The sequence below is a fragment of the Pseudidiomarina piscicola genome (genome assembly GCF_902806985.1).
GTDB lineage: Bacteria > Pseudomonadota > Gammaproteobacteria > Enterobacterales > Alteromonadaceae > Pseudidiomarina > Pseudidiomarina piscicola.
The window spans coordinates 93,158-113,120 of record NZ_CADCXY010000004.1; the positions used below are offsets into that span (position 1 = coordinate 93,158).

Consider the following 19,963-nt stretch of genomic DNA (forward strand, 5'->3'; position numbering starts at 1 on the left):
TATTAGGAAGTAAAAACTAAATGGTTGAATTAGAATTTCAGCAAAAAACCAAAACTCTGATTGATAGCTTAAAAAGCATTTGCGCCAACTATGGTTTAGGTAACGACGGTAACGAATTTAAAATCATTACCCAAACCTTTTTGTACAAGTTTTTAAACGACAAATTTGCATTTGAAGCCAAAAAACTGGACGACAACATCGCCACAGCCGATAAGTGGGAAGATGCACTCGCGGCCATGTCAGAAGACGACCTCGACATGCTGCAACTGCAAATGGGCGGCGATACAGCACGGCTAAAACCGCAACATTTTATCAGCTACCTGTTTAGCCAACAAAACACACCTGACTTTGCCAAACTTTTTGACGACACGCTAATCGACATAGCTATTACCAATAACGATGTATTCGCGGTAAAAACAGATGGCGGTGCAAAAGTGGTGCTGTTCGACCGCATCAGCCAATACATTGCAGACGACTCTAAACGCGATGCCTTCTGCCGGGCAATCATCAACAAACTGGTGGAGTTCAGCTTTGAGCGTATTTTCATCCAAAAATTTGACTTCTACGCCACCATCTTTGAATACCTGATCAAAGACTACAACAGTAATTCCGGCGGTAAATACGCCGAGTACTTTACACCACATGCGGTAGCACGCATCATGGCCGAAATCCTAGTTCCAAAAGATCAACGTGGCACAGTGCGCAATGTCAGCTGTTATGATCCATCCGCAGGTTCCGGCACTTTGTTAATGAACGTGGCTCATGCGATTGGCGAAAACCGCTGTAGCATTTACACGCAGGATATTTCACAAAAATCCTCCAACTTGCTGCGTTTAAACCTAATCTTAAATAACTTGGTACACTCCATTCCGAATGTTATCCAGGGTAATACTATTCAACACCCGTACCATAAAGATGGCAAGGAACTGAAACGCTTTGACTATATCGTTTCAAATCCGCCGTTTAAGCTGGACTTCAGCGATTTTAGGGATGAACTAGACAGTAAGGAAAACAAAGAGCGCTTTTTTGCTGGCATCCCCAAAGCGCCAGCGAAAGCCAAAGACAAAATGGCAATCTATTCGCTATTTTTACAACACATTATCACTTCGCTTAAACCTGGAGGCAAAGCGGCTGTCGTAGTCCCCACCGGTTTTATTACCGCACAATCAGGTATCGATAAAAAAATCCGTGAGCATTTGGTGAAAAACAAGATGCTCGCTGGTGTAGTTTCTATGCCATCCAATATTTTCGCGACTACCGGCACTAACGTGTCGATCCTGTTTATCGATGCCAGCAACGATGGCGATGTGGTGCTGGTAGATGGTTCAAACTTGGGTGAAAAGGTCAAAGACGGCAAAAACCAAAAAACCGTATTAACCGCCGGTGAAGAACAAAAGATTATTGATGTATTTAATGGTAAACAAGCGGTAGAAGATTTTTCTGTTGCGGTAAGTTACAGCGACATCGAAGCCAAAAATTACTCGTTAAGTGCAGGCCAGTACTTTGATGTCAAAATTGAATATGTGGATATTACTCCAGAGCAGTTTGCTGAAAAGATGCAAGGCTTTACCAGCAACTTAGATAGCCTGTTTAGTCAATCTCGTGAATTAGAAACGGAGATTAAAAAGCAGTTGGCGGGGTTGAAGTATGTTATGTAGCTCTTGGACATATGTTCCTGGTAATGAGTATTGTACAAAAATCACCGATGGAACACATGACTCCCCAAAACAAGCTGAGTATGGGAAACCACTTATCACCTCCAAGCATATAAAGGGTGACGTGATCGATTTTGATACTGCTTACCTAATAAGTGAACATGACTTCAATGAGATCAACAAAAGAAGCAAGGTTGATCAGTGGGATGTCATTATCAGCATGATCGGGGCTTATTGTGGTTTCTGTTTTATTGAAAGCAATGAAGAAATAGACTATGCCGTAAAAAATGTTGGTTTATTTAAAGCTGGCTCTGAGGTTAATGCCAAGTGGCTCTACTACTATCTCAAATCACCAATAGGCAAAGCCCATCTTGATGCAGTGAAAAGTGGTTCAACACAACCATATATAGCGTTGGGTGCACTTAGGAACCTTCCAATTCTCGTCCCTAAGAAAGATGAAGTTAAGGAAAAAATAGTTGCTATTTTAGATGCGATAGATACGAAAGTACGAGTGAATAACCGTATCAACGCCGAGCTGGAAGCGATGGCCAAAACCTTGTACGACTACTGGTTTGTACAGTTTGGCTTCCCCGATGCCAACGGCAAGCCCTACAAAAGCTCTGGCGGCACAATGGTCTACAACCCAACCCTAAAGCGCGAAATACCGGAGGGGTGGGAAGATTCAACGATAGGTGAAATTGAACCCAATATTGTTACAGGGAAAACACCCTCGAAAGATAATCCTGAGTATTTTGGCGGTAATGTGCCATTTATCACAATTGGTGATATTCGAGGGAATACATATATCGTTTCCACCGAAGAAACACTTACAGCCAGTGGCGCGGCAACCCAGAAAAACAAATTTTTGCCAGAAGATAGTATCTGTGTAACCTGTATAGCCAGCCCTGGTTTAGTTGGTTTTGTGACCACACCAGCACAAACAAATCAGCAAATTAACTCTGTAGTTTGTAGTAATAAGATCAGTAAATATTATTTGTATTTTGCTATTAAAGGGTACTTTGAGGGAGCAAAAGCTAAGACTGGTAACACTTTCTCAAATATGAATAAAGGTGACTTTAGTGCAATCGTAATTCTGAAACCATCAGATCAAGTATTACAAGACTATCATCAGAAAGCTTACCCATTATTTGAACAGATAAAGCTCAAGTCATTGGAAAATAAACAATTGGTTAAGCTCCGCGATTGGCTACTCCCCATGCTAATGAACGGCCAAGTAACAATAAAATAAGGATATTGGACGATGACCATAAGCCAAATCGAGATAAGGAACATCAAAGGCATTTCACATAAATGCTTTAAGGTGCAACTAAAAGCTGACGTCTCCCCTAAGAATAGAACCATGACATCGATGAGATTTCCATTAAAATGGGTCAAGTGGAGATCTCAATATGAAAAAACGTTACAGCGAAGAACAAATCATCAAGGCCATCAAAGAGCATGAGGCCGGTGCCAAGGTTGAAGACATTTGCCGTCGCCTAGGTATATCGAACGGCACTTTTTATAACTGGCGCAGTAAGTACGCTGGTATGGAAGTCAACGAAGCTAAACGCCTACGCGAGCTTTGTTCGAGAGCCGCATCATTGACCTCAGGGAGCCCGCTGGTCTGATCACTTTCGCAAAACCAAAGAGTATGGGTCTGAAGTTTTTGATCTTTCATGTTTTGCTCCTGGAAGCGTCCCATCTTGGGAGGAGAATCATAAACTAAGAATGACGTTTGTTACAGCTAGCACACTTTCCCCTTGTTTTCAATGTTCTGTTACGTGGGGGCTTTCATACTATACACAGGCAAGTTTTTGCCTTCCTTTTCTATCTACAGATTATGAAGAATTTCATCTATTCTTAGTGAAACATCTTTTTGGGTACCTCCGTTTACCTTCTAGACGCGAGAGACCATCCATAATTAATTAGAATCACTCAGTATCGCTACAATATGTGTCGCACGACTCAATACAACTCGCTAATTGTTGCACTAAACCGTCTAACTTTGGGGGCTCTCGCGTTTTTCCCCTTGGTTTTTGCTAAGTAACTACAATGCCATATTGCCTCGAAAAGGTCACTTTCGTTGTCACGAGTCAAATTGTAATAACGAGGCTGATGATACCTGCCGTAGGACTGCCAATAAGATTTGATCCAAGTCGCCAGTTGATGTGGGTGCTTAACCTTGCTCCCATCCAGCACAATGATCACGTGGTAATGTTGTGTGGGCGCATCATGCATCTCCCTTACCCAACATATTCCAACTCGTTTTGAATAGCGATTCTTCCGCACCCTGGTTTTTAGCCATTCAATTAGGGCACTTACCTGTCGATTATCCCTCTGGTAGGAGGAACAAGATACATCAAATCTAAGAAGGAACACCTTTCGATGATGGTCTAGCATCTGCATTGGCAATTCGATGACGTTACGCAAAATCAAAGAGTCCAACGCGCTACCATTTGCATTGACTTGCCAGTCGATGCCTCTGTGATGAAACCAGGTTACCTTTTTATTGTGAGCCATAAGATACTCATAGATATTATTAATTACCTAGTAATTCCCCATGGACTTTGCTCCTCCATGAGCCATGTTGATTGGGCTAGGTATAAATAATTGCACGCTCAAAAAGTTAGGTTGACGCTCTTAACGGTCCGAGAAAGACACCTGTACATCAAATCAGTCCGTTTTCGGACACTTCCTCAATCCACTTTTCAAGATCGCTCAAGCGCCATGCAACGGATCGCTTACCGAGGTAGACACGCTTAGGAAACTTGCCTTGTTTTTCAAGTTCCCAGCGTCGTTGACGGGCTAACCCGGTAATTGCTCTGCATTCCCGCTCACGAACTAAACGATCTTTAGGTTTTCTTTGTACAGGTATGAAGGTTGTGGTTTGTATTTTCATGTCGTTGCCTCTAACAGGTTGTGAATGTCAGAAGCAAATTAACTGATGGGAATCGGCGACATGCGCGCAACATTCACGCCTTCCGTAGGGTTGCGCGCATGTTTCACGAAAAATTTTGAATTGCCTTGTAAAAGAAGTTCTTTGTCGCTTTAAACTTCGGCTTTGATGGTGGCTCAGGACTTCCGTGATGATTTCCCGTTTCTGCATTTTTTGGGATCGCATTTTTATCTTTCTCTACTTTACGGTCCGCTTTAAACAGCTTGAGTAGCCAATCTGCTGCGTTATTTTTGCCTTCTCGCTTCGAACGATAACTCCGGCCAAGACTGTCAGATTCCTTGCGATCTTTTAAATACATATCGACCGCCCACTTGCGTAAACAAGTTCTGTACTCCTCAAGCCCTTCATGTCTTGCAGTTGCTGCATTTTTAGGTTGCCCTCTCCGTTTTACATTCTCGTCGAAAACTGGCTCAACCGAGTCATAAACAGTGCCAGCTTTCTGCCGCAGCAATTCAATCTCGCTCCTTAGCAATTCCGCCTCGCGCTCAAACCCAGCATCTTTAACCCGCTGCAAGCTCTGCTCTATTTGCGCCAACCTGAGTGCATTGGGACCTTTGATAAACTCATCACGTTTACTCATCGCTACCTCCATGTATTAATGGTTCAAGAAAATTAGCTACTTTGCCGTTTGCTTCTCTGCGCTCTTCAAGGTAATCGTATTGATTGTAGACCTTCAAGACACCCCGCAGCTCATGATTCAAGCATCGCTCGGCAATGGCATCTGGCACTTTCAACTTAGCAAGCAATGTTCGATAGGTTCTGCGTAGGTCATGCACCGTAAAGTGGTCGACTCCAGCTGAACCAAGAACATTTGGGTAGGGCTTTTTCTTGCTATCAACTTTCTGTCCGAATAGTTTGGCTAACGCATGATTCAACGTATCGTCAGAAATATAGCCTCTTCTTTTGCTTCTTCTGCGCGAAGGAAACACATATTCAGAGCCTGCACAGCGCACTTTTAGTTCTTCAATCACGGGTAGCATTTGATTTGGGATCGGCACCGTAATTGGCTTACTGGTTTTGTTCTCGGGAAAGAACCAAGTCTGGTTCTCTAAATCAATTTGTTCCCACCGCGACGATATGATTTCTGATTTGCGACAACCTAGGTGCAAGAGTAAAAGGCATGCAAGATAGTTGTCACGAGTGAAGATATCTTGTTGCTCGCGGAAAGTAGCAAATGCCACCTCTATTTCGGTCTCCGATAATGAGCGCTCTCGAGGCGAATAGTCTTGGCCAACATCGACTCCGGTAAAATAGATCGCTGGATTACTACTGACCAAATTTAGCTTGATGCCGTGGTTAAACATACGCTTCATTATGCTTAGCGCTCGCGCTGAGGTAGTCTTATTACCTGTCTGCTGCAGCTCATCGAGAACATTGCGAACATCAATCGGTGTAATGTCTTTTAGCGAATATTTGCCCAAGCGGCTCTTGAGGTAATTACGGTATACGCGCTCGTCATTGCCTGGATGCTTAACGCGGTTCTTTACTGCGCGGTCAAACCAGTCATTAAAAAGATCGTGAACTGTGTGAATAGCACCGCCAGTTTCTCGACGACGCTCAAGCTGGGGGTCAATGCCATTCTTAACTTTTGAGCGAATTGCAGCAGCTTGAATCTTAGCGTCAGCCAATGAGCAGTTCGGATATCCTTCCAGCAAGGTGATGGTCTTGCGCTTGCCCGCATAGGTATATCGCACAAACCATGAAGCAGTACCTTGTTCAATTCTGAAATAGAGCCCATCACCCACACTTTTCCGAACGTCCTCTCCGGCTCTAAAAAGTGCTTTGATCTGACTACTATTCATGACTATCTCCATGTGGTGACAAAACCTAAAGATGGAGACCCTATAAACTCTTTGTCACCACCCTTGTCACCACAATATAGCGGACAATCACGAACATTGCATTACCATTAGATACGAAAAAGGCCGCAATGACGCGACCTTATCCAAACTTAGTATACTTAACAAAACTTAACATGACCTTATTCGATGTTCTGGATCTGCTCCCGCATCTGCTCAATCAGCACCTTCAACTCCACCGCAGCGGTGGTGATGTCGGTGTTGATAGACTTCGAGCCGAGAGTGTTCGCTTCGCGGTTGAATTCTTGCATCATGAAGTCAAGACGGCGGCCGCAGGCGCCACCTTTGCGCAAAATTTTGCGGGTTTCAACGACGTGGGTGTCGAGGCGATCGAGTTCTTCAGCAACGTCGGTTTTTTGCGCCAGCATCACCATTTCGCTTTCCAGGCGTTGTGGGTCGAGCTCGACTTTGGCTTCCTCGAGTCGAGTAAGTAAGCGCTCACGTTGCCACTCAAGTACTTCCGGCATGCGTTTGCGCACAAACGCCGCCTGCTCTGATACGCCCTCTAGGCGCTCTTCAATGAGGCGTTCAAGGGCTTTACCTTCGCTTGAACGGTTGTCAATAAACTCAGCGACGGCGGTATCAAATGCCGCGCGAACATCGCCTTGTATGGCGTCCATGTCGTCTTCACTTTGCGCCACTACTCCTGGCCAGCGCAGCACATCAAGCGGGTTAATTTGTGCCGATGCACTTTGGTTGGCGATCCAGTTGGCACTTGAAATCACGCTTTTCGCAAGCTCTTCGTTCAGTTGCAGGCTACCTTCCGCTTGCTCAGCAAAATGTACCCGCAGGTTGCATTCAACTTTGCCGCGCTGCAATTGTTTGCGCAACTTTTCGCGCAGCATGTTTTCCATCGAGCGAAATTGCTCGGGCATACGAAAGTAGGTTTCCAAAAACCGTTGGTTTACCGAGCGCAGCTCCCACGTCACTGTGCCCCATTCGGCTTTGTGTTCGTGGCGCGCATATCCGGTCATACTTTGAATCATAATCTGGTGTCTCTTATCTAAAGTTGCCGACAGTTTAACATTGTTTTTCAGCACGCGGAATTTCGTCTGTAACTCTGCTATAATTCCCGCCCATCAAAAAGCTATCAAAGGAGCCTGCCCATGCGTCCAAGTGGTCGTACTACCCAACAAATTCGTCCGGTGACCATTACTCGGAACTACACCTGTCATGCTGAAGGCTCGGTACTCATTGAGTTTGGCGAAACCAAGGTGCTGTGTACCGCCAGTGTGGTGAAAGGCGTACCACGCTTTTTGAAAGGTAAAGGCCAGGGCTGGGTCACCGCCGAGTACGGCATGTTGCCACGGGCAACGCACACCCGTATGGACCGTGAAGCAGCGCGCGGTAAACAAGGTGGTCGCACCGTTGAAATTCAACGCTTAATTGGTCGTTCATTGCGCGCTTGTGTCGACTTAAACGCCTTAGGTGAGAACTCGATCACCATCGACTGCGACGTGATTCAGGCGGACGGTGGTACGCGTACCGCGTCAATTACCGGTGCTTGCGTAGCATTAGTGGATGCGCTGAATTGGATGCGCAAAGAAGGCATGGTTAAAACCAATCCATTGAAAGGTTTAGTGGCCGCTATTTCTGTGGGCATGTACAACGGTCACGCAGTGGCCGACTTAGACTACCCAGAAGACTCCAAAGCCGAAACCGACATGAACGTAGTAATGACCGAGGCCGGCAAGTTCATTGAAGTACAAGGCACCGCCGAAGGCGAAGCCTTCTCGATGGAAGACATGAACGAAATGCTAGACCTAGCACGTCACGCCATCCGCGAGCTTATGGACCTACAAAAACAAGCTCTCGCTTAAGGTTTGTTATTTTCACGAGTAACGAACAACGAACAACGAATAACGCTTTTGGGTTGTTAACATGAAAGACTATCAAAAAGACTTTATCAGCTTCGCCATCGCCCGTGGCGTCTTAAAATTCGGCCAGTTTACCCTAAAATCTGGCCGCACCAGCCCGTATTTTTTCAATGCGGGTTTATTCAATCAAGGCGCCGATCTGGCCCGGCTTGGCCGCTTTTATGCGGCCGCACTACAAGACAGCGGTGTCGATTACGACGTGCTGTTTGGCCCCGCCTATAAAGGCATCCCGATTGCCACCGCGGCGGCGATTGCTTTGTATGACCGGTTCAACAAAGACGTACCTTACTGCTTTAACCGCAAAGAGAAAAAAGACCACGGCGAAGGTGGCAACCTAGTAGGTTCGCCACTGCAAGGCAAAATTATGTTGGTCGACGATGTCATCACCGCAGGTACCGCCATTCGTGAGTCAATGGAAATTGTCAAAGCGAATGATGCGGAACTCGCTGGGGTATTGATTGCGTTAGACCGGCAAGAAAAAGGCCAAGGCGAGCTAAGCGCGATTCAAGAAGTTGAGCGCGACTTTGCCACGAAGGTGGTGAGCATCGTTAAACTTAACGATGTGATCGAGTACTTACAAAACAGCCCCGAGCTGGCTGAGCATCTCGAGGCTGTTGCGGCTTACCGTGCGAAATACGGCGTCGCTTAATACTTAAAAGCTCTTCGAAGGCGCGTATTGCAGGCCAATGCGCGCGTTCTGCACTTGGCATTCTGCGCCGGCTTTCTGGCTGGTCACACCTTCACCGCCGAGTAAGTTAAGCACGAACTGTTCTTGCTTCACTTCAATGCTGGCCCGATCGTTACACAGTAAGCGCAAAGCATCGTACATACCACGGCCATCAAGGAAGTTAGTGGTCGGGTCTTCTTGCACTACTTTGGCACTGTCGGCAAAGCTTATGTTATTCACCTCGTTGCCCTCAAGGGTGCCGGTAGCGCCGGCCATCAGGTAATGAAAGCTCGCGGCGACGGCGCGCTCGTTCTGCTGAGCACCCAAAGCGAAAAACACGCCACGTTCGCCCACCACTTTAAAGTGACCCGATTTTAAGTTAACCATGAGTGCGGTGGCAGCGTCGATGCCGACCGCCAGCGGTACACGGTTGGTCGCTGCAACACGCAGTAAGCGGCCATGATGCCCAGCCTCACCTACTTCGGTGTCTAAAGTGCCCCAACGGAATAGTCCGGCACCGCCGAGCGGATGATAGGTGGTGCTGTTTTCATTTAAGCCGCGTGGGCAAGTGTCGTCCTTATGGCAACCATAGCCTGGCATTGGGGCCGCATGTGCGCCGTCTTTGAGGGCTTCGCGACTCGTTCCAGCCGATAGCACTGCTTTGCTAGTCAATACGTTCACCGCCATACCGGCGGCAGCCACCACCAGCTGTTCTTCTGCTACGCGCTCGGCAATGCCCACCGCCAGTGCGTTGGGCTCATTGAATGGCGTCATAAACAGCGGACGCAGTAGGTCTGGCGAGCCGTCGGCAATGAAAATAGCGTCGGCATTACGAATTTGTGTCAAGGCGTCTCCGGTTTCACAAAACGCCAGCTGACGCAGGTGCAAGTCGCGATGAACCTTGCCACGACGATACGCGTCCATTTCAGTTTCACGGTACTCATCAAGGTCGTTGCAGGCCTTTGCGTCGCGCGCGGCGACTACCGCTTGGTCAAGTGGTAACCAAGAGGCATCGGCACCTGCGGCGGCAAAACTCTGTAAGTAATAATTCACTTTGTCGAGGCTGTCGCGCTGACCTGCTGTCATAACCAGCACATGCGGTGTTTCCGTATCACTAACCTTCGCCGCCTGACGCGTTACTTGGCGCAGTAAGCTCGTTTGCACGGTGTCTTTAGTGGCATCTAGGTTGATGCCATAGCGCGCACCATCAGGCACACGCATCTCTAGGTAATCAATGATCATGTTCCATTCGCGCTCAGACAACTGATCATACATGTAGCGTGTGGCACGGCGTGTGAACTCTTCTAAAAACACGCGCTCGGAAATCACATCTTGCTTCATACGGTCGTGCAACAGTTCTAAAGCTTCACGCAAGTCGTCACGAGTGTCACGACGCATCGGTGTCCAATTTCTATCATCTAACAGCCGTTCAACGTAAGACGAGCTCAAATTAACGTAGCGGTCGGACCGCATGGCATCGGTGTCGATCCAATCGGTGTCGTTACAACGCTGCCACGCCATGCTCGAACACACCTCTAGCGACTGGCCTAGGGCAATAAATGGAAAGAAATCGCTTTTGCTTTTGGGTTGAGCGGCAACGCTGCCTACAACCGTACCTGTGACTAAGGTCAGGCAAACAGCCAAAATGGACGTGCGCATCGAGTTACTCCTAATGACTTGCGTGTCTTGATGACGACTTGGTAACGACTTGATTACTTACGATGGCGCCAAGTGTAACACCTTTTCTTCGACAACCGAGGTGCTATACTTCCTCGGCATTTATGATCTAACTTAATAGACCTAACAGAGACCTTAAAAGTTGCACTATTTTCGTAGACTTTCTGCCACCTCGCTGTTCACACTAATGCTGCTGTGTTGTACCTCTGCGTTGGCGCAAACCCCTGCACCAGATGAAGGGCAAAACGCACCCGAGCGGCCTAAAGAGTTGGTGTTTCGCAAGCCGGTCTCATCGCCTATCGCCGACTTCGTGGTGCAGCTATTTCGCGAGGCCTATGCGCAGCTCGGTATTCAGTTACGCTTTGAAGAGATGCCTCGTAATCGCAGTTTAACCGAAGCGAATAATGGTCGTATTGCGGGTGAACTAGGTCGCATTCCACGTTTACACGATGAGTACACTAATTTAGTGCGGGTGAACTTCCGGCTTTATGAATCGGAAGTAGTGATGATCGCCGATCGTCGGGAATGTGGGCTATGTGGCTTTTCAACCATTGATAGCTTTGCCTACATTGGCGGCACTCAGTCGGTTGAAGCGGTACTTAACGAGCGCGCTATTGATCTGCCGAACATACAAGTGGTCGACCTTGCCCAATTAAAGCTGCTATTTAACAACCAACGCGTCGACGCTATTTTAGTTAATGATTTTGAAGCTGAACAGCTGAATCTCGACAGCGACTACACGATTTCAGTGCCCTACAAGCGGAATAGTGGTTATCACTTTTTACATAAGAAATATGCCTTCTTAGTGCCACAAATTGAAGCCATTCTCGGCGAAATGCTGACCAGCGGTCGCGTACTTGAAATAATACAAGAAAACCAAGCACAAATTCGCACCACCCCTGGTTTTGAGCAAGCGCCGCAGTTTGGTCATGTGCGTTTAACGGCAGGCCTGTGGCCAGAGTATACGAACCCCGATGGCACCGGCTCTTATTGGGACGTAGTCGAGAAAATATTTGCGCCCGTTTCCTCACAGTTAAGTTTACAGACCAATACCTTCCATCGCGCCTATCGCGGCATCGATGGCAATCGCTTTGATGCGTTTGTCGGTGCCTTAGGCCAACAAATTCCAACTGACACTATTTTGTCACGCAATCATATTGATTTTGACAGTCCGTTGTTTCTATTCGCAGCCTCAGACCAAGCCCTTGAGCAAGTTTTGAAAGGCACCATGAGACAACCTATTTGCCATGTCGCAGGCTACGATTATCAAGACTTACTGCCAGCGCAGCTCAACTATTATTCAGCCAGCAGTCAGCTTGATTGTTTTGCAATGCTCGACATGAATCGAATGGGTGCGGTGATCAGTTACCCTGAGAACGCGCCCGATTGGACCAATTCACCCTATAGCATGGTAAAATTACGCGACGCTGTGCCTATTTATGTGGTGTTTCAGAAAACCCCTCGTGGCTATCACCTGCGCGACTGGTTTGATACGAAGTTTCGTGAAATGGTGAGAACGGGCGCCATTAAAGACCTTTACTCTGAGCAGATGCTGCAACGCGCTTATTTAAATTTGAGTTTACCCGACGCTCGGCAAACGCCGGTTAAAGCACCGACAAGGTAACTCATAGAACTTCTCAAGGACGCTGGTTAATGTTTCATATCGCTCTGCACACACCGGTCATGCCGGCCAATACAGGGAATATTATTCGCCTGACCGCCAACAATGGCTGTCTGTTGCATTTGATTGAACCTTTAGGCTTCGACTTTGAGGAGAAGAAGCTACGCCGCGCGGGGCTAGACTACCACGACTTGAGTAAGGTCATGCGCTACCCCAATTTTGCTGCGTTCCAAGAGGCAATGGGCGAGCGACCTATGTTTGCCTGCACCACCAAAGGTAGCCATTGTTATACGGAATCACGTTACCCCGATGAGTCGGTGTTGTTATTCGGCTCTGAAACCCAAGGGCTACCCGATGATGTAATGGCGCAGTTTAGCGCTAGCCAGCGCATTCGTATTCCGATGATGCCTAATAATCGTTCACTTAACCTTGCCAATGCGGTGGCGATTATCAGCTACGAAGCTTGGCGCCAGCATGATTTTGCCGGAGGCAGTTAATTGACTAAAAAGGTAGCGTCGCGCCCCGAGCGCGATTATGCATTCTGGGTAAAAACCGCGACACGCGCATCGGTTTCTGTAGCGCTGACGCTGATTGTGGTCAAGCTATGGGCGTGGGTGAGTACCGATGCTTCGAGCATGCTGGCATCGGCTACGGACTCATTACTCGACAGCCTGGCTTCATTGTTTACCTTTTTCTCGGTGCGCTATGCGCTGCAGCCAGCCGACCATGAACACCGTTTTGGTCATGGTAAAGCCGAGTCACTGGCGGCGTTAGTGCAGTCGGCGCTGATCACAGGGTCGGCCCTACTGCTACTTATCCACAGTGCGCAACAATGGTACCAAGGCGGCGCGGTCGCTAAGCCAACGCTGGGCATTTATGTCTCAATTTTTGCCATCGCCGTGACGCTTGGCTTGGTATTGCTGCAACGGGTGGCGATTAAACATACCCAGTCAAAAGCAATTGCCGCAGACCACCTCCATTTTCAGTCTGACTTACTGCTAAATACTGCGGTCATCGTTGCGCTTGGGCTAAGTGCTTATGGCTTCTATTGGGCTGATAGTGTTTTTGCGATTTTAATTGCAGTGTATTTGGCCTACGGCGCTATAAAAATTGGCTGGGATGCCTTTCAAGGGCTTATGGATCGTGAATTACCCGACGCTGACAAAGAAAAAATTGTGGCTGTATTAGCCGCCACTAAGGGGATTCATGGCTGGCATGATTTGCGTACGCGTGCGTCAGGGCCAGTGCGATTTATTCAGTGTCATGTTGAGCTCGACGACCATTTGTCGCTACGTCAGGCCCATGATATTGCTGACCATGCCGAGCAAGAGCTACGTGAACTGTTTCATGAAACGGATGTGATCATTCACATGGACCCGCTTTCTGCGGTGCCCGATCACCCGCAAACCAGCGAATCAGCCGCTCAACCACCGGCTTGCGATAACGATCACTCTCGATAAAGATTTCATGCATTGCCTCGGGCACCACTTGCAACTGACTTTCGGGGTGCGCCAGCGCAGCGACAAAGTCTTGCTGTGCTTTCGCATCCACCACCGTATCGCCCCCGGCTTGCACCACCAGCACTGGTATTTGAATCGCGCCGGCTTCAGTCACTGCTTGGCGCGCGGCACTTAACGCTTCAGCAACCCAGCGCAACGTTGGCCCGCCAAGTTGCACTTCGGGATGCTCTCGATAGTGCTCACGAAAGGTCTGATAACGGGCCACACTATGCGATAAGTTGTTATCGCTAAATGGCACTTCAACATAATCACCCGTGCCCCATATGTACCAAGGTTTTTGCGGACTAAGCAACGAGTTGAGCGCGGCTCCGGTGCGCGAAACGGCGACCGCTAACCAGTGGGGAAGTTTACCGGTGTTGATACCAAACATCGGCGACGACAATACCGCAGCTTTAATGTCATGGGGATAACGAGAAAAGTACAACGCCGCAATAGCACCGCCCATCGAGTGCGCGACCAGGTAAGTCGGCAAGCGGCTGCCATAATGGTCTAGCATTTGTTGTTCGGCGGCCCGCACAAAGCTAGCAAAGTCATCGACGAAGTCGTCAAAATGATGCACATGCCCATTGTGCGGGTTATCGGTGAGCCGATCGGAAAAACCTTGCCCCCGATGGTCAATAATCGCCACCGCATAGCCTTGCTGGCCAAGCTCCCATACCAGCTCTGGGTATTTAATCGCCCCTTCAATACGACCAGGGCTAATCAGTACGATGGCCTTCGCCTGAGGCGGCTGTATCAGGTAATAACACAGCTTGATCTGCTGCGGGCGCTGTAGGTAGCGGCGCTCGGCATATTGATGCCAGTAAGGCAGAACGGTGTCATTGTAAAACGCCTGCCAAGCGTCTTTGTTATCGTCATGCACGCCAAGGTGCTCCTACGGTAAAATAAACATTGCTGCGTTACAGTGCCACCAGCGGCATCTGCACCGATACCTCAAGCCCACCGTCGGGGTGATTACGCGCCGAAACGGTACCACCTAACACGGCACCAGCACGCAAGCTTAACGCCATACCCAAGCCAACACCAGCCTTATGGTTCCGTGATGGGTCGGCGCGGTAAAACGGTGTAAACAATTGGCTTAAATGTTCTTCTGGCACGCCAGGCCCATGGTCGCGAATCACTATAGTGAAAGTGCTGGCGTTTGCCTGACAACTTAGCTCGATACTCTCGTCGGTATACTGCAAAGCGTTGCGTACTAAGTTTTCGAGTACCAAACGCAAGAGTTCTGCGTCACTACCGGTAGTTGGCCATTCGTTCGGTTCTTGCAACTTCACGCGCTGCCCTTGTTCGGCATCCACGTAGCGTAGATCTTTGATAAGCTGTTCAACAAGTGCACGTGTATCAACTTTCTCACGTTGTAGCTGCACCAGCCCATTTTCGAGGCGAGACAGCGACAGAATACGCTCAATGATGGTGCTTAAGCGTTCTAAGTCACGCCCCAACTGCGCCATATGGCTTTCTTGCTGTTCTTGCGAGTCATTGCCCTCGGTTAACATCAACGCCACTTGCATCCGTGCTAGGGGTGAGCGAAGTTCATGTGAGACATCCGAAAGTAAACGCCGCTGGGCATCACGGGAAACCGCAAGATCATGCGCTGTGGTGGCAAGCGCGCGCGCTAACTCGCCTAACTCGTCGTTGCGCTTAGGCAGGCGCCTTAGGCTGAGCTTCTCACTACCTTCGGCGATTTCGCGAGTAGCGCGGGTCAACCGCCGCAAGGGCATGACTAGCCAGGCGCCAAGTAAAATGGCGATAGCCAAACTACCTATCAGCAATACTAAGGTTTGTACCCGCTGGGTTTGCTGTTCGGTGACCACCTGCTCTTGACGCTCACTTGAAGTGATAGGGCGGGTGATTAAGATCCGATAGTTTTCGAGCTCAAAAGGCCCCATCAGCATTAGATTGCCCAGCGGATACTGCTGGGCCTGCTCGGCCTCAAGCTGACGCATCATGATATCGCGATGATTTAGCGCTAAGCTGCGATCAAGTTGCAAGCGTTCTTTGCCACTTGGCGCCAAACTGGCGGCGACTCGGTAGTCGCCGGCAAGCAGTCGACCCGGTGTTAACGAGCGAAAGGTGGTTACTTCCGATAGAAGCGGTGCGAGCGAAGCTTGCACGGTTGCAGGTACCGGCTCCGCCGCAATGGGTTTGCTAAACCACAGTGCCAGCAGATAACCACTGCTTGCAACCGCGAACAACAGCACCCAAAACAGTAACAACAGCCGCAGTGATAGGGAGTGGTACCAGCGCATCGCTCGGGTGCTCTAGCTTAAGCGAGTTGCAAAATGCGATAGCCACGACCGCGAACTGTCTGTATCCGCTCAGGACTCGTCGGTAATTTTTTACGAATATTGCTCACGTGTACGTCGAGGCTGCGGTCAAACGGCGCCAGCGAGCGGCCAAGGGCAGCCACCGACAATTGGTCTTTGCTGATCACTTCACCAGTACCACCGACCAAGGTTCTTAAAATATCAAATTCCGTCGGTGTGAGATCTAACTCGACGTCATCGCAGGTCGCTTTATTATTTTTGGGATCAACGGTAAAGCCGGCAAATTCAGCGGCTTCTTGGCGCACACTCGTGGCCGGCGTGCGGCGCAGTAGGGCTTTTACGCGAGCGACGAGCTCTTTCGGGTAAAACGGCTTGGGCAAGTAGTCATCGGCGCCCAATTCAAGTCCGGCCACTCGATCGTCGTCGTCACCGCGTGCCGTCAGCATCAATACTGGCGTGTTACGCGCTTGCTGGCGCAGGCGTTGTAACAGTTGGAAGCCGTCGATACCAGGCAACATAACGTCGAGCAAAATTAAATCGTAAGATCCGCTTAGCGCGCGCTCGAGACCGGTCTCCCCGTCTGCAGCTAGCGTTAACTCAAAACCTTCCTTGGTGAGGATCTGCTCTAACATACTGCTTAGTTCAGCATCGTCATCAACAAGTAATAATTTGCTCATAAGTTTCCCTGTGGTTTTATAGTTGGCTTTACAGACTAAGCATTATGTAAAGACGCCTATAAATAGATAGTGTATTTACGTTTCTTTTACCAACTCTTTTAGCTTTCGGGTCAAGGTATTGCGGCCCCAACCTAATTTTTCCGCCGCCTGTTGTTTGTGGCCGTCGGTATGCTCCAGCGCAGTTTCCAGCGCCAGCCGCTCAATTACCTCGACGACGTCCGATAAAATACCGTCATCGCCCGCTGCTAAACGTTGTTGAATGTGGTTGCGCATGGCGTCTTGCCAACCGCTAGCTTGGTGTTCATTGCTGGCTGAAGGCGTTGTATCTAGGGTATCGGGTAAATCGGCAACATCGACCCAACGCCCAGGAGCCATTACTGTAAGCCAGCGGCAGGTATTTTCCAACTGTCGAACATTGCCCGGCCAGTGCGCCTGTTGCAACTGCACTTCGGCGGCACTGGTTAATTGCTTCGGCTCAGCATTGAGCTCTTGTGCCGCTTTTTGCAAAAAATGGTGCGCCAACTGCGGTATATCACTGCGCCGTTCAGCCAGTGTCGGCAACTGAATTCGGATCACATTTAAGCGATGAAATAAGTCTTCGCGAAAGGTGCGTTCGCTGACGTGCTGTTCCAACTGCTGGTGGGTCGCCGCAATGATGCGCACGTTGACGCGTACCGGCTCATAACTACCAACTGGGTAAAACTGCCCTTCAGCCAACACTCTTAGCAGGCGTGTTTGCACCGCTAAGGGCATGTCTCCGATCTCATCCAGAAACAAGGTGCCGCCGTCGGCTTGCTCGAAGCGACCGCGCCGACGTTGGGTCGCTCCAGTAAAGGCGCCTTTTTCGTGACCAAACAGTTCAGATTCGATGAGGTCTGCAGGAATGGCGGCCATGTTTAGTGCGATAAACGGCTTGGCCTTACGTGGACTATGTTCGTGCAAGGCGCGCGCTACCAATTCTTTACCGGTGCCCGAAGCACCGGTCAGTAATACCGTAACACTCGATTGCGACAACCTACCAATGGCGCGAAATACATCCTGCATCGCCGGCGCGGCACCTACTAAGCCTGCGGGCGCGGCCGCTGGAGTAGCTTGTTTGGGGGTTGCGGTTTGCAGGGCGCGTTGCAAGGTTCGCAGTACTTCATCCAAATCGAAAGGCTTGGCCAGGTACTCAAATGCGCCGCCTTGAAAGGCACTTACTGCGGAATCGAGATCAGAGTGAGCGGTCATCACCACGACTCGCAACTGTGGGTAACGTTGCTGCACGTGCTCAAGCACGGCCAAGCCATCGTCACCGGGCATGCGAATGTCGGTCAACAATACTTGTGGCTGTTCTTGCTCTAATGCGGCATATAGGCTCGCCGCCTCAGCAAAGCTACGACTATGGATGTCAGCGCGCTGCAGCGCACGCTCTAAAACCCAGCGAATCGAGCTGTCGTCGTCGAGTAGCCATACTGGGTGCTGACTTTGCATGAGCGATTCCTTTGTTAGTCGCTACCAGCAACTCTGCCGCTGCTGTCAAAACGTGTTTCAATATAAGGTAAATAAAGCCGAAAACGCGTGGTATGGGGCTCTGATAACAGTTCAATTTTACCCGCATGCTGGTGTACGGCGTTCTGCGTGATGGCGAGGCCTAAACCAGTGCCACCGGCGCGGCCACTGACCATCGGGTAAAATAGCGTTTCTTTTAACGGTTCAGGTACCCCAGGACCATTGTCTTGCACTTCGATCACGGCACAGCGCCGATAACGCAAGCCATATAAGGTTTGCTGATGTTTCACGCGCGTGCGCACAGTCACGTGGCCATCTTCAGTTCGACCGGCTTCGGTGAGTGCTTCGACGGCGTTCATAACCACATTCAGCAGTGCCTGTTCGATGCTGTCGGCGGCCACTGTCAACTCTGGCAAACTAGGATCATAATCGCGCTCAAATTGAATACCTGACGCCGCACTTAGCTGGGCAATTGCGATCACCCGTTCAATCACTTCATGCACATTTGTCGGTGCGCGGGCGGGTAATTCATGTGAGCCCAGCATTCGGTCGACCAGATTCCGTAACCTGTCCGCTTGGCTAATAATAAGATCGGTATACTCGAGTAACGGACGTTCACCTAGCTCACCGGCGAGTAGCTGCGCCGCACCGCGTAAACCACCTAACGGATTTTTGATTTCATGCGCAAGCCCACGAACCATACTGTGAGCTGCTTGGAGTTGTTGTTGCTGAGAGTTTTCTTGATTAATACGGCGAATTTGGTCGACACGCCTTAGCTCAAGCAGCACATGTTGGTGACCATCATTTTGCCGCAAGGGTTGCGCAATAAACTCCACTGTGACCCGTTGCCCGTCGTGGAAAACCCAGGTCACATCACTGTCAGAGACACTTTGCTTGTCGCGCAGAGCCTGTCGCACGACCTCGGGTGCGAGTGAACTAAACCGAAACAGGCCAAACAAAGGTGTGCCCAGCAAGCGCTTACGACTGCCATCGAGCAGAGTTTCTGCAGCGGCATTCATGTAGCAAATATGCAGTTGTTCGTTGAGCTGAACGATACCTGTCAGCAGTTGGTCCCAGTCCGGTTGCACCATGTTGGTGCAATCAGTTCTGGCCACTCGTCCCACCTGTGTTGTTGTTCAGAGCTGGATTAAAAATAGAAGCTTGGTGCATGTAAATTACGGTCGTATCAGAGCGCGCTAGTTCGGCCCCTTGCTCATTGTACATGCGTACCTGCAAGCGATGTTCACCGCGGTTTAAGCCTTCTAAGCTAACGCCGGTCGCAAGCCCTTGATAGGCAACCTGACCATCGACATAAAGCTCGTAGTTAACGCGCCCTCGAACATTACGCACACGGTCAGCCCAGGCGACTATGAGTCGCCCTTCATTATCGCGTACCGTCGCTTCGTGGGCTGGGCTGACAATTTCTACCGAGGCACTCACTTGAGGGTCGGTGTCGATCGCTTCGTCAGTGTCAGCGTCGGTCGCCACAAACTTATCTTTAGGTGGTGCAAATTCACTCGTCGTAACATTTAGCGAAACCTGCTCAGCACCTTCCTCTTTTTGGTCGGTGTAAACCACGGTGCCATCTTCCAGCACTTTACGGTATACCTGAGCGTCGCTAGGTACGGCCAACAGCAAAAGGCTCACGAACATCGATACGACAATACCTTTGCCAACTAATCTATGCATCGCGGGC

Annotated in this window: 19 protein-coding genes and 1 pseudogene; 8 read left to right on the forward strand and 12 right to left on the reverse strand. The window is 49.4% G+C overall.

Annotated elements, in window-relative coordinates; all coding sequences use genetic code 11:
* Positions 1–20: 20 nt before the first annotated feature.
* From PSI9734_RS08820 to PSI9734_RS08830, 3 genes and pseudogenes are all read left to right on the forward strand, one after another.
* Complete coding sequence (locus PSI9734_RS08820; protein WP_173920754.1) at positions 21–1,658, forward strand: HsdM family class I SAM-dependent methyltransferase; 1,638 nt, start codon at positions 21–23, stop codon at positions 1,656–1,658.
* Positions 1,648–2,904: a restriction endonuclease subunit S gene (locus tag PSI9734_RS08825; protein WP_173920755.1), complete on the forward strand. Its 1,257-nt coding sequence runs from the start codon at positions 1,648–1,650 to the stop codon at positions 2,902–2,904. The genes PSI9734_RS08820 and PSI9734_RS08825 overlap by 11 nt, the downstream gene beginning before the upstream one ends.
* A 160-nt stretch (positions 2,905–3,064) precedes the next feature.
* Positions 3,065–3,259, forward strand: a pseudogene (locus PSI9734_RS08830) (transposase); the annotation flags it as partial.
* Between the two features lie 361 nt (positions 3,260–3,620).
* Here the strand turns inward: PSI9734_RS08830 and PSI9734_RS12145 are convergent.
* The 5 genes from PSI9734_RS12145 to PSI9734_RS08855 all read right to left on the reverse strand — a co-directional run bounded on the left by PSI9734_RS12145 (position 3,621) and on the right by PSI9734_RS08855 (position 7,456).
* Entirely contained in the window at positions 3,621–4,175 is a 555-nt protein-coding gene (locus tag PSI9734_RS12145) for a YagK/YfjJ domain-containing protein (RefSeq protein ID WP_173920756.1), read from the reverse strand.
* A gap of 148 nt (positions 4,176–4,323) precedes the next feature.
* A complete protein-coding gene (locus tag PSI9734_RS08840; protein WP_173920757.1) occupies positions 4,324–4,554 on the reverse strand; it encodes a helix-turn-helix transcriptional regulator in 231 nt (76 codons plus the stop codon).
* A gap of 103 nt (positions 4,555–4,657) precedes the next feature.
* Positions 4,658–5,191 carry a hypothetical protein gene (locus tag PSI9734_RS08845; protein WP_173920758.1) on the reverse strand — a complete coding sequence of 178 codons (534 nt, stop codon included), beginning with the start codon at positions 5,189–5,191 and terminating at the stop codon, positions 4,658–4,660.
* On the reverse strand, positions 5,184–6,413 hold the full coding sequence (locus PSI9734_RS08850) for a tyrosine-type recombinase/integrase (RefSeq protein WP_173920759.1): 1,230 nt from the start codon (positions 6,411–6,413) through the stop codon (positions 5,184–5,186). The genes PSI9734_RS08845 and PSI9734_RS08850 overlap by 8 nt, the downstream gene beginning before the upstream one ends.
* Before the next feature lie 179 nt (positions 6,414–6,592).
* The gene (locus tag PSI9734_RS08855; RefSeq protein ID WP_173920760.1) at positions 6,593–7,456 is read right to left on the reverse strand and encodes a YicC/YloC family endoribonuclease; all 864 of its coding nucleotides are present in this window, start codon (positions 7,454–7,456) and stop codon (positions 6,593–6,595) included.
* A 120-nt stretch (positions 7,457–7,576) separates the two neighbouring features.
* Between PSI9734_RS08855 and rph the strand changes: the two genes are divergently transcribed.
* Both rph and pyrE read left to right on the forward strand, forming a co-directional pair.
* Positions 7,577–8,290, forward strand: coding sequence for a ribonuclease PH (gene rph / locus PSI9734_RS08860; RefSeq protein WP_173920761.1), 714 nt, complete (start codon positions 7,577–7,579; stop codon positions 8,288–8,290).
* Positions 8,291–8,351: 61 nt separating this feature from the next.
* Positions 8,352–8,996, forward strand: coding sequence for an orotate phosphoribosyltransferase (gene pyrE, locus PSI9734_RS08865; protein WP_173920762.1), 645 nt, complete (start codon positions 8,352–8,354; stop codon positions 8,994–8,996).
* Positions 8,997–8,999: 3 nt separating this feature from the next.
* On the opposite strand, the gene PSI9734_RS08870 is transcribed toward pyrE, so the two are convergent.
* Positions 9,000–10,673, reverse strand: coding sequence for a type 1 glutamine amidotransferase family protein (locus PSI9734_RS08870; protein ID WP_173920763.1), 1,674 nt, complete (start codon positions 10,671–10,673; stop codon positions 9,000–9,002).
* A gap of 205 nt (positions 10,674–10,878) precedes the next feature.
* Here PSI9734_RS08870 and PSI9734_RS08875 point away from each other — a divergent pair, with 205 nt between their 5' ends.
* Genes PSI9734_RS08875 through fieF form a run of 3 tightly spaced genes read left to right on the forward strand, consistent with a single transcriptional unit; the run spans position 10,879 to position 13,772 of the window.
* Complete coding sequence (locus PSI9734_RS08875; RefSeq protein ID WP_173920764.1) at positions 10,879–12,315, forward strand: type 2 periplasmic-binding domain-containing protein; 1,437 nt, start codon at positions 10,879–10,881, stop codon at positions 12,313–12,315.
* A 29-nt stretch (positions 12,316–12,344) separates the two neighbouring features.
* Entirely contained in the window at positions 12,345–12,809 is a 465-nt protein-coding gene (locus PSI9734_RS08880) for a tRNA (cytidine(34)-2'-O)-methyltransferase (protein WP_173920765.1), read from the forward strand.
* Positions 12,810–13,772 carry a cation efflux pump FieF gene (gene fieF / locus PSI9734_RS08885; RefSeq protein ID WP_173920766.1) on the forward strand — a complete coding sequence of 321 codons (963 nt, stop codon included), beginning with the start codon at positions 12,810–12,812 and terminating at the stop codon, positions 13,770–13,772.
* Here fieF and PSI9734_RS08890 read toward each other — a convergent pair.
* From PSI9734_RS08890 to PSI9734_RS08915, 6 genes are all read right to left on the reverse strand, one after another.
* A complete protein-coding gene (locus tag PSI9734_RS08890; RefSeq protein ID WP_173920767.1) occupies positions 13,675–14,694 on the reverse strand; it encodes an alpha/beta fold hydrolase in 1,020 nt (339 codons plus the stop codon). The genes fieF and PSI9734_RS08890 overlap by 98 nt on opposite strands.
* Positions 14,695–14,731: 37 nt before the next feature.
* On the reverse strand, positions 14,732–16,081 hold the full coding sequence (locus tag PSI9734_RS08895) for a sensor histidine kinase (protein ID WP_173920768.1): 1,350 nt from the start codon (positions 16,079–16,081) through the stop codon (positions 14,732–14,734).
* 17 nt (positions 16,082–16,098) lie between these two features.
* Positions 16,099–16,776: a response regulator transcription factor gene (locus tag PSI9734_RS08900; protein WP_173920769.1), complete on the reverse strand. Its 678-nt coding sequence runs from the start codon at positions 16,774–16,776 to the stop codon at positions 16,099–16,101.
* Positions 16,777–16,851: 75 nt separating this feature from the next.
* The gene (gene ntrC / locus PSI9734_RS08905) at positions 16,852–18,249 is read right to left on the reverse strand and encodes a nitrogen regulation protein NR(I) (RefSeq protein ID WP_173920770.1); all 1,398 of its coding nucleotides are present in this window, start codon (positions 18,247–18,249) and stop codon (positions 16,852–16,854) included.
* Positions 18,250–18,263: 14 nt separating this feature from the next.
* Positions 18,264–19,382, reverse strand: coding sequence for a nitrogen regulation protein NR(II) (gene glnL / locus PSI9734_RS08910; RefSeq protein ID WP_246194864.1), 1,119 nt, complete (start codon positions 19,380–19,382; stop codon positions 18,264–18,266).
* Positions 19,369–19,956 (reverse strand): DUF4124 domain-containing protein, encoded by a 588-nt coding sequence (locus tag PSI9734_RS08915; protein ID WP_173920771.1) that lies wholly within the window; start codon positions 19,954–19,956, stop codon positions 19,369–19,371. The genes glnL and PSI9734_RS08915 overlap by 14 nt, the downstream gene beginning before the upstream one ends.
* Positions 19,957–19,963 lie beyond the last annotated feature (7 nt).